Here is a 6,999-nt window from a genome sequence, read left to right as displayed (position 1 = left end):
GATTGGACGAATGGTTACGTTCAAGAATCAGACAATACATATGGAAATCGTGGAAACAACCGAAAACAAGGTATAAGAATCTTATCAAGTTAGGAATGCCAAAGGTCAAGGCCTATCCATTCTCGAACACCCGTAAAGGTCACTGGAGAATGGCACATAGCAAGACCTTGGCAATGACTTTGACGAATAAGAAACTGGAAGAAATTGGACTTATGAACATGTCGAATAGACTCCAGCTTATTCAGAATGCTTAAGTTAATGAACCGCCGTATACGGAACCGTACGTACGGTGGTGTGAGAGGTCGGTAGCCTAGCTACCTCCTACTCGATCGGCTGAGGGCTGTATCCCCGGGCCCCTCCGTCTAGATAGTGACAATATCCCCCCTTGGTTGAGTTTTACCGATTTATTTTTATCAAGTTGGCACTGTTTGCGCGTCCTATTTCTCACATGTCTATCTCAGGCTTTATTTATTCTGGTGGGGAGTAGGTGCTTCCTTTTCTTGTTTGGATATATTCGCTTTCTAGATTACTGACTCTTTGCTCGGTTCGCGGGACTAAAGCTCCGCTCATTTTCTTTTTATTTTTTTTATTACATTTGGGAAGTAAGAACTTTTGATTGTTAGTTATCAGTGGGCACTGCTGGCTGTGCTCCGTGGAGACAGTCGTTAATCTTCTGTTATTTTTTTGCCACCTACTCTCTCTTTTTTTACTCACTATCTTGTTTGGTAAAATCTGGTTATGATGCCAAATTTATGGTTATGAACGCTATAATGAAAATATCGACTATTTAATGAGAGGTGTACGAAATGCGTAATAATCAATTCGCAATTAAGCCTACGAATAAGGAACAACAAATTAATGAATTAGTATCGATCCACTTTTTGGATGAGGGTAATGAATTTGAATCTGACCCTGCTTTGTTGTGGAGATCTTTTTTGAGGAAGGCTTTGACTGAGGCTTCTTCTGATGGTGTTTTTGAACAAAAGTTGACTTCGTTTATGGCTACTCGAACACAGACTTTGGCTCAATATTTTCAATCTCACGATCAAGTTGAAATTACAGCTTTTTATAATGTGGCTCTGCAATTGTTGGATTTCCAGCCGGAGCTTGATTTTGAGATCGACCAGCCTCTTGCTGCTATGAAAAAAATTCACTTGTCTATTAGTCAACATCAAAGTGAGATTTTTTCAATCGACGAGTTGAAGTCTGCTTGGTATTGGCTGTTGGCTACTCATAATAAGAATGGTCAAACGTTTATTGATCAGCTGGCTACACAGGGATATTTCACTCGTTTTTACGACGATCCTGAAGTTATGCGTCCTTTGATTTTTAACGGTAAATCGATGCCTGTTTTTGACCCTCATCAATTAAAACGTGAGGTCGTTTATGTTGAGTCTTCTCAAGACACTGATCACGATGGGAAACTCGATTTATTGAAAGCTGAGGTTATTCGTCCAGCTATGTCTGGTACAAATTGTCCTGTACCAGCTTTGTATACTGCTAGTCCTTACAATCAAGGGACTAACGATGAATTTGGTGACAAGCTGATGCATGATGTCAATACCCCACTCGTTCACAAGGAACCGAACCACAATACTTATGATTCGATCGAATACCGTCAAAAAGACGTTCCACTTCCCGCCCCACGAAAAGTTCAAGCAACTGCTACCGAAGCTGAAGAGACTTTTTCACGGGAACAATCTTATACGCTCAATGATTACTTTTTAGCTCGTGGATTTGCGGTGGTTTACGCTGCCGGGATCGGAACGAAGGATTCTGATGGAGTCCGGACTACTGGTGATCCGGAAGAAACGACTTCAACTATTGCCATTATTGAATGGCTAGCTGGTAATCGCAAAGCCTTTACTAACAAGACTGACAATATCGAGATCAAAGCTGACTGGTGCAATCATCAAGTTGGTATGACTGGCAGATCGTACTTAGGTACTTTGGCAACTGCTGCGGCGACGACCGGTGTTAAAGGCCTGAAGACTATTATTAGTGAAGCGGCGATTTCTAGTTGGTACGACTACTATCGTGATAACGGTCTCGTTATCGCTCCCGGTGGTTTTCCGGGTGAAGATTGCGATGTTTTGGCGGAAGAAACTTTCAGTCGTCGCTTACAAGCTGGTGATTACCATCAAGTTCAGGACACTTGGCAGAAACAACTTGCTCAAATTGCCAAAGAACAAGATCGAAAGACTGGCGATTATAATACTTTTTGGGATGCCCGTAATTACCGCAAGAACTTAAAGAACATCAAAGCTGACGTTTTACTAGTCCACGGTCTCAATGACTGGAACGTTAAGCCCCGTAATGTTGAAAAGTTGTGGAACGGCATCAAGAACAATAAGATCAATCAAAAGATCATTTTGCATCAAGGACAACATATTTATATCAATGCCTTTCGTTCGATCGACTTCACTGACATTGCTAACCTCTGGTTGACTCATGAATTGCTCGATGTCGATAATGGTGCCGAGAAAATCATCCCTGATGTCATTATCCAAGACAATCTGACTCCTGAGACATGGAATAGTTACAGTGACTGGAGTGATCCCCAAAATCAAAAGAAGAATTATTACTTATCAGAGAATTCCCTCAGTTCCGATAAATTGCCAAACTCACAAACGTTGGAATTTTCTGATAAATTACCGGAAAATATTTTCCAAAACTATTGTAAAAATATAGATAAGTGGCAAAATGATTTGGTTGCAACTAATTCAACAGCCATGCAGAATCACCGACTTATTTTTAGTTCAAAAGAGCTGGAAAACGAACTGATCCTTGATGGAGTTCCTACTGTAAAATTAAGAGTTGCTAGTGATCAAGATATTGGTCTACTAAGCTTCCAATTAATTGATTTTGGTCAACGCAAACGTTTCAACGTTTCACCAACGATTTTAAAGGCTAAAGGTCTAGCGGAGACTTTTGATTGGCGCGAAGATGACTTACGTGAATTTACCACCGCAAAAGTTGCTACACCTTATAAAATGATCACTAAAGGTCACATCAACTTGCAAAATCGGACCCATCCTTATCGCGTTGACGAATTAAAACCAAACGAATTTTACGATATTTCTGTTGAACTCCAACCTACTTTTTACAAGTTGGCTGAGGGTCACCAATTAGGTCTAGTCGTCTATGCGACTGACTTCGGCATGACGATCCAGGGAAATCAAGCTATCACGTATCGTGTCGATACTGATCATTCTTCGTTATTAGTTCCAATTCATGACTAAATAAGACTAGAATTTTTGAGGGATCTAGTGGATAGTTAATTTATGTTTATAGTAAAAGTTAAATAGTTTGATGCGATTTTTTTCCGTGTTATAATCGCCCACGAACTGTTCGATTTGGAGAGTATATTTATGGATAAAAAAGATTTAGCAATGCTTCGAAAGAATCCCCACGCTAAAATGTCTTTTGCGGGATTTTTAATTGCATTAGGTATTGTTTATGGAGATATTGGTACATCTCCTCTGTACGTTATGCACTCTTTAATGGTCGGAAATGGCGGTCTCGACAAAATGTCGACCAATTTCATTTTAGGTTCAGTATCTTTGATTTTCTGGACTTTGACGATCGTTACTACGACCAAGTACGTTCTGATTGCTTTACGTGCTGATAACCGTGGTGAAGGTGGTATCTTCGCCCTTTACACTTTAGTCAGAAAACGGGCTAAATGGCTGATCATTCCTGCGATGATCGGTGGAGCAACTTTCTTGGCCGATGGAATGATGACGCCAGCCGTTACTGTTACAGCTGCCATTGAAGGTCTGAAAGGTATCGCTATCAATGACCACATTTTCATCCATTCGCAAATGCAAGTGATCATTATTACTATCATCATTTTGTCGACCTTATTCTTTATCCAAAGATTCGGGACACAACTGATAGGTAAAGCGTTTGGACCGATCATGATGGTTTGGTTTGCTTTCTTAGGATTACTCGGACTTTACAACTTGTCATTCGACTGGTCAGTTTTAAGAGCATTCAATCCTTATTACGCTATCGAATTATTGAGAAGTCCTTACAATATCCGCGGGATCTTTATCCTGGGTAGTATCTTCCTAGCTACAACTGGTGCTGAAGCACTTTATTCAGACATGGGACACGTTGGCCGTCCTAATATTTACACTAGTTGGCCCTTTGTTAAGATCTGCTTATTGTTAAGTTACTTAGGTCAAGCTGCTTGGATCTTGAGGATCAAAGGTACTGATATTGCTGCTGCATTGCCAGGCAATTTCAACCCATTCTACGAGTCCATGCCACCAAAATTACGATTGTTCGGGATCTTCTTAGCTGCTTTAGCTGCTATTATTGCTTCACAAGCTTTGATCTCAGGATCTTATACTTTGGTTTCTGAAGCTACCAAATTACGGATCTTCCCAAGATTAAAGACTTTTTATCCAACTAACTTTAAGGGACAACTATACATCCCTACTGTTAACTCGATTATTTGGATCATTTGTATTTTCTTAGTTATTTTCTTCCAAAACTCAGAAAACATGTCCAATGCTTACGGTCTAGAGATCACCATCACGATGCTGATGACGACCATCCTCTTGCATCAATGGATGTTGATGAAACGATTCAACCGTTTCTTAACAACTTTGATCATTGGTTTCTTCTTCGTCATTGAAAGTATCTTCTTGATCACAAACAGTAGCAAGTTCATCCAAGGTGCTTACATCACGATGATCATTGCTGGTGCGTTGGTCGCAATCATGTTCATTTGGAGATACGGCGACAGATTGATGGATGACAATACCTTTAGAAGCCATTTTGCTTCACTGTTAGCTTTCAAACATCAATTGAATGATCTAAGCAAGGATCCAAGTTATCCCCTCACAACGACGAATTTAGTCTATTTAACCAAGGTTCACGATGGCTACCGGATCAAGAAGAATATCTTGTATTCGATCCTCGATAAACGGCCAAAACGAGCGGAAGTATATTGGTTCGTAACTGTCAACGTAACCGACGAACCTTACACTGCAGCCTACAGTGCAGAAACTTTCGACACTGATTACATGGTCAGTGTTCAGCTTTATTTAGGATTTAGAGTTGATCAAAAAGTTAACGTTTATCTCAGACAGATCGTTAATGACCTCATGTCAAACGGTGAGATCAAGACGCAGCCACAAAAATACACCACTATCCCAGACCGTCAAGTTGGGGACTTCTCCTTCGTATTGATCAAAGAAGTACTCTCACCTGATACTAGGATCAGCGGTGTCAAAAAAGGTATCATTCACTTAAGATTGTTACTTCAAAAATTCATCTCACCTGCCAACTGGTTCGGACTATCATACAGTGACGTAGTTGAAGAACGTGTTCCATTAGTTCTCGGCAAAGTATCGCTCAATCGGATCAGATTAGTCAGAAAAGACCGTTCTGCATTGAAAGATATCCCTGTTGATAATCCTGTTGATGACGACGACGATGAAGAATAATTTATGAAAAAATCGCAACTGGATCTATTTTTTAGATCAGTTGCGATTTTTTTGTTTTAATTTACTAATTGTTGTTTGACCTTTTCCTGAGTATCTTGGTCATAGATGCCGTTCTCTTTGAGCAATTGATAGATATTCTTCCCGCTCTTCAGTGACTCTTTGACAAACTTAGATGCTGTTTCATATCCAATTACCGGCGTTAACTTAGTGATGGTTTCGACACTATTATCCAAATCTGCGAGGCACTTTTGCTTATTGGCCGTGATCCCCGTGACACACTTTGTCGCTAACATTGTAACGGCGTTTTGTAATAAGTCAGTCGATTCGAACAAGGCTCGAAAAATAATCGGTTCAAAGGCATTCAACTCGAACTCACCAGATTCAGCGGCAATCGTAACGGTCGTATCATTTCCAATAACTTCAAAAGCGATTTGTGACACCGCCTCTGGGATGACTGGATTGATTTTTCCTGGCATTATCGAAGAACCAGGCTGCTCTGCTGGCAAATTAATTTCATTAAAACCACTTTTCGGTCCACTAGACATCAATCTTAAGTCATGGGACATCTTAGATAAGGTAACTGCCAAAGCTTTAACTGTTCCAGAAAACTGGACGTATGGATCTAAATTTTGCGTTGCATCCAGCAAATCTGGTGCTGGGTGAACATTCATCTGGTAAATCTTTCGTAACTTTTGATACAAGACTTGCTTATATCCGGTGCTCGTATTGACCCCAGTGCCAATAGCAGTTCCCGATAAGTTCAACTCTAATAGTAACTTCATTGCCTTTTGAAGCTGTTTTTGACAACGTAATAGTCCGTCAGCAAAAGCTTTGAAACTATTCCCTAAGGTTGTAGGTACCGCCTCTTGTAATTGTGTTCTGCCGATTTTTTTCACGTCTTGGAATTCACTGGCTTTTTGTTGAAGTGCTTTGACCAATAACGAAAGGGCATCGTAAAGTCTGGCGGATTTCGCCAAGATCGTTAATTTTCCGGCACTAGGATATACATCATTAGTCGATTGACCTGCATTAACGTCATCTTGAGGACTTAAATACTGGTACTCCCCCTTATGATGACCCATTAATTCCAAAGCTCGATTAGCGATGACCTCATTGACATTCATATTTGTTGACGTTCCCGCGCCACCTTGAATATCAGTAGTAACGAATTGATCGGCAAATTTTCCTGCCAAAATTTCGTTAATAGCTTGGATAATATACTTGGCCTTTTTCTCAGGCAAGCGCCCAATTGCTTTATTAGCTTGTGCCGCTGCCAATTTAATTTTGACAATTTGCTCGATCAACTCAAGATCGGTCCTTTGTGTTTTGATTTGAAAATTGTTTTGCGCTCTCTGGGTATTTATACCGTAATAATCTTGGTTATCAATTTTAAGTAGACCAATCGAATCTTCTTCAACACGTTTTGTCATAAATCATTGCCTCGCTTTCTTATGTCGAAAAAGATAGCACCTGTTGATTCACAAATAAATACCTTTGCTGTTATACTTTGATAAACAAAAATTGTTTTTTTAATTGCTTA

At 40.0% G+C, this 6,999-nt stretch carries 3 protein-coding genes and 1 pseudogene; 3 read left to right on the top strand and 1 reads right to left on the bottom strand.

Annotated elements, in window-relative coordinates:
* The 3 genes and pseudogenes from EKM78_RS12940 to EKM78_RS02765 form a co-directional block, all read left to right on the top strand.
* A pseudogene (locus EKM78_RS12940) lies at nucleotides 1–254 on the top strand (group II intron reverse transcriptase/maturase); the annotation flags it as partial.
* Between the two features lie 552 nt (nucleotides 255–806).
* Nucleotides 807–3,242, top strand: coding sequence for a Xaa-Pro dipeptidyl-peptidase (locus EKM78_RS02770; RefSeq protein WP_125769019.1), 2,436 nt, complete (start codon nucleotides 807–809; stop codon nucleotides 3,240–3,242).
* A 129-nt stretch (nucleotides 3,243–3,371) separates the two neighbouring features.
* Entirely contained in the window at nucleotides 3,372–5,459 is a 2,088-nt protein-coding gene (locus EKM78_RS02765) for a KUP/HAK/KT family potassium transporter (protein ID WP_125769017.1), read from the top strand.
* A gap of 56 nt (nucleotides 5,460–5,515) precedes the next feature.
* Here the strand turns inward: EKM78_RS02765 and EKM78_RS02760 are convergent, their stop codons facing one another.
* Nucleotides 5,516–6,889, bottom strand: a complete 1,374-nt coding sequence (locus tag EKM78_RS02760) for an aspartate ammonia-lyase (protein WP_125769014.1) — start codon at nucleotides 6,887–6,889, stop codon at nucleotides 5,516–5,518.
* Between the last annotated feature and the right edge of the window lie 110 nt (nucleotides 6,890–6,999).

The sequence above is a fragment of the Companilactobacillus furfuricola genome, assembly GCF_003946325.1.
Classification (GTDB): domain Bacteria; phylum Bacillota; class Bacilli; order Lactobacillales; family Lactobacillaceae; genus Companilactobacillus; species Companilactobacillus furfuricola.
This window is presented reverse-complemented; position numbering and strand designations above follow the sequence as displayed.